The organism is Actinomadura sp. NPDC048032, assembly GCF_040653175.1.
Classification (GTDB): domain Bacteria; phylum Actinomycetota; class Actinomycetes; order Streptosporangiales; family Streptosporangiaceae; genus Spirillospora; species Spirillospora verrucosospora.
Genome location: NZ_JBEZJP010000673.1, coordinates 1 through 2,687, shown reverse-complemented (window position 1 = coordinate 2,687; position 2,687 = coordinate 1). Strand labels below are relative to the sequence as shown.

Sequence of the window (2,687 nt, the reverse complement as noted above, 5' to 3'; positions counted from 1 at the left end):
ACGACCCCGGTGGCCGCGGCCGCGATGGCCGGCGCGAGCGGGAACACCCGGACGCGGCCCGCGCGGCGGTGCGTCCCCGTTCGCGGCGCCGCCGCGCCGCGCGGGGGCGCATGGCCGACGCCGCCAAGGCCGGTCCGGCGCTCGCGCAGCTGCTGGCCAGCATCGGGGCCTGCGAGGCCGGCCACGCCATGACCGTCAAGGGCGGTGCGCCGCCCGTCCGGTCGAGGTCGGACGCCGAGGCCCTGCAGACCGCGCTGGCCGCCGAGCACGCGGCCGTCTACGGGTACGGGGTGCTCGGGGCCCGCCTGCGGGGCACGCTCCAGCAGACCGCGAAGGACCTGTGGAACGTGCACCGCGCCCGGCGCGACCAGCTGGTCTCGGTCCTGTCGGTCGCGCCGGTCGCCGCGGCGTCCGCCTACAGGCTGCCGGTCCAGGTCACCTCCGCCCGCGCGGCCGCGCAGCTCGCGGCGGCCCTGGAGAGCGCCCTCGTGCCGGCCTACGTCGGTCTCGCGGGCGCCTCCTCCCCCGACCTGCGCGCGTTCGCCGCCGACAGCGCGCAGCGGGCCTCGGCGTGGGCGGCGCGCTGGCGGTCCAGGTCGGGTTCCGCGGCGCCGCCGGAGGCGTTCCCCGGGCTGCCGTCCGCGGCGCTGTCCCCCCGTCCCGAACCGGGTGAGTGATCTTCGGCACGACGGGAACGAAGGGCCCGATCAGCGACGTTGATCCCATCGCGGGATGACTTCGGGGGAGGGAGCCCACGTGACCACGAATCCGCAGGCGGGCAGGACGAGCGCCCTCGACGAGCTGCGGGCCGCCTACCACGAGCAAAACCGTCGCCGGCGCCGCCCAGGACGTCCGGGTCGCGCCCGTCGACGGCGAGCGTGGCGCCCTGCGCGACGGCGCCGTCCAGATAGGACGCCACCCTGTCCCGGTGCGCCCTCGTGACGAGCGGCCCCATCTGCGCCTCGGGGTGGTCGCCCGGCCCCACCCGCAGCCCGGCGACCCGCTCCTTGATCTTGGCCGTCAGCTCGTCCCCGACCGGGTCCACGGCGACGACGACGGAGATCGCCATGCACCGCTCCCCCGCCGACCCGAAGCCGGCCGACACCGCGGCGTCCGCCGCGAGGTCGAGGTCGGCGTCCGGCAGCACGAGCATGTGGTTCTTGGCCCCGCCGAGCGCCTGCACCCGCTTGCCGTTCGCGGCCGCCGTCCCGTAGATGTGGCGCGCGACCGGGGTGGAGCCGACGAAGCTGACCGCCCTGACGTCGGGATGGCGCAGCAGGCCGTCCACCGCCGCCCTGTCCCCGTGCAGGACGTTGAAGACGCCGTCCGGCAGCCCCGCCTCGGCCCACAGCTCGGCGAGCCGGACCGACGCCGACGGGTCCTTCTCGGACGGCTTGAGCACGAACGTGTTCCCGCACGCGATCGCGACGGGGAACATCCACATCGGCACCATCGCCGGGAAGTTGAACGGGGTGATCCCGGCGGCCACGCCGACCGGCTGGAGGATCGAGTAGGCGTCCACCCGCGAGGAGACGTTCTCGGAGAACCCGCCCTTGAGCAGGTGCGGGATGCCGCAGGCGAACTCGGCGACCTCCAGCCCCCGGGCGACCTCGCCGGCCGCGTCGGCGACCACCTTGCCGTGCTCGGACGAGATGAGCCGGGCGAGCTCCCCGCGGTGCGCGTCCACCAGCTCGCGGAAGCGGAACAGCACCTTCGTGCGCTGCGAGAGGGAGGCGTCCCGCCAGCCGGGGAACGCCGCCTTCGCGGCGGCGACCGCGGCGTCGACCTCCGTGTCCCCGGCGAGGTCGACGGTCCCGGCCACGCGCCCGGACGCGGGCTCGAAGATCTCGCCGCGCCGGGCGCTCTCCCCGCCGTACGGCTTCCCGCCGATCCAGTGCGTCACGTGCCTGGTCATGCGTCCTCCCGGCGAGCGGCCGTCTCCGGCCCGCCGGCGACGGCGGTCCCGTTGACGGCTTCCAGCGATGCGATCAGGATGCCGAGGCCCTCCGCGGCCTCGTCGTCGGTGAGGGTCAGCGGTGGAGCCATGCGCACCACGTTGCCGTACAAGCCGCCCTTGCCGACCAGCAGCCCCCGCTCGCGGGCGGCCTCCATCAGCGCGGCGGCGAGCGGCGGGCTCGGCTCGCCCGTCCGCGGGTCGGCCAGCTCGACCGCGAACATCAGGCCCTTGCCCCGCACGTCCGCCACGATCGGGAACCGGCCGGCCGCCGCCGACAGCCCCCCGATGATCGTCGCGCCCTGCCGGGCGGCGTTGGACCGCAGGTCGTGGTCGAGGACGTAGTCGAGCGTGGCGTTGGCCGCGGCCATCGACACCGGGTTGCCGCCGAAGGTGGAGATGCCGACCGCGTGGAGGCCGTCCATGAGGTCGCCGCGCGCGACGACGCCGCCGACCGCGAAGCCGTTGCCGAGCCCCTTGGCGAAAGTGATCACGTCCGGGGTGACGCCGTGGTCGTCGATCCCCCAGAAGCCCTGGCCCGTCCGCCCCCAGCCGGTCTGCACCTCGTCGGAGATGAACAGGATGCCGAACTCGTCGAGGACACGCTTGTAGGCGGCGAACAGGCCGTCCGGCGGCATCGTGAAGCCGCCGACGCCCTGGATCGGTTCGGCGATGAGCGCGGCGACGTCGCCGCCGGTCGCGGTGGCCAGCACGTGCCGCAGGTCCTGCGTGC

Annotated in this window: 2 protein-coding genes and 1 pseudogene; 1 reads left to right on the top strand and 2 read right to left on the bottom strand. The window is 75.5% G+C overall.

Features of this window, described 5'->3' with window-relative positions; genetic code table 11:
- Positions 1–110: 110 nt before the first annotated feature.
- A pseudogene (locus AB0C69_RS40890) lies at positions 111–578 on the top strand (DUF4439 domain-containing protein); the annotation flags it as partial.
- Here the strand turns inward: AB0C69_RS40890 and mmsA are convergent.
- Together mmsA and AB0C69_RS40880 are read right to left on the bottom strand one after the other, a co-directional pair.
- The gene (mmsA, locus tag AB0C69_RS40885; RefSeq protein ID WP_360361983.1) at positions 497–1,915 is read right to left on the bottom strand and encodes a CoA-acylating methylmalonate-semialdehyde dehydrogenase; all 1,419 of its coding nucleotides are present in this window, start codon (positions 1,913–1,915) and stop codon (positions 497–499) included. The pseudogene AB0C69_RS40890 and the gene mmsA sit on opposite strands and share 82 nt — an antisense overlap.
- A partial coding sequence (locus tag AB0C69_RS40880) for an aminotransferase class III-fold pyridoxal phosphate-dependent enzyme (RefSeq protein ID WP_360361980.1) occupies positions 1,912–2,687 on the bottom strand: 776 nt, incomplete at its 5' end. The genes AB0C69_RS40880 and mmsA, both read right to left, overlap by 4 nt.

What these genes read in the sequence shown, in the direction of transcription:
- mmsA (WP_360361983.1), bottom strand. Translation starts at nt 1,915, where the DNA reads ATGACCAGGCACGTGACGCACTGGATCGGCGGGAAGCCGTACGGCGGG.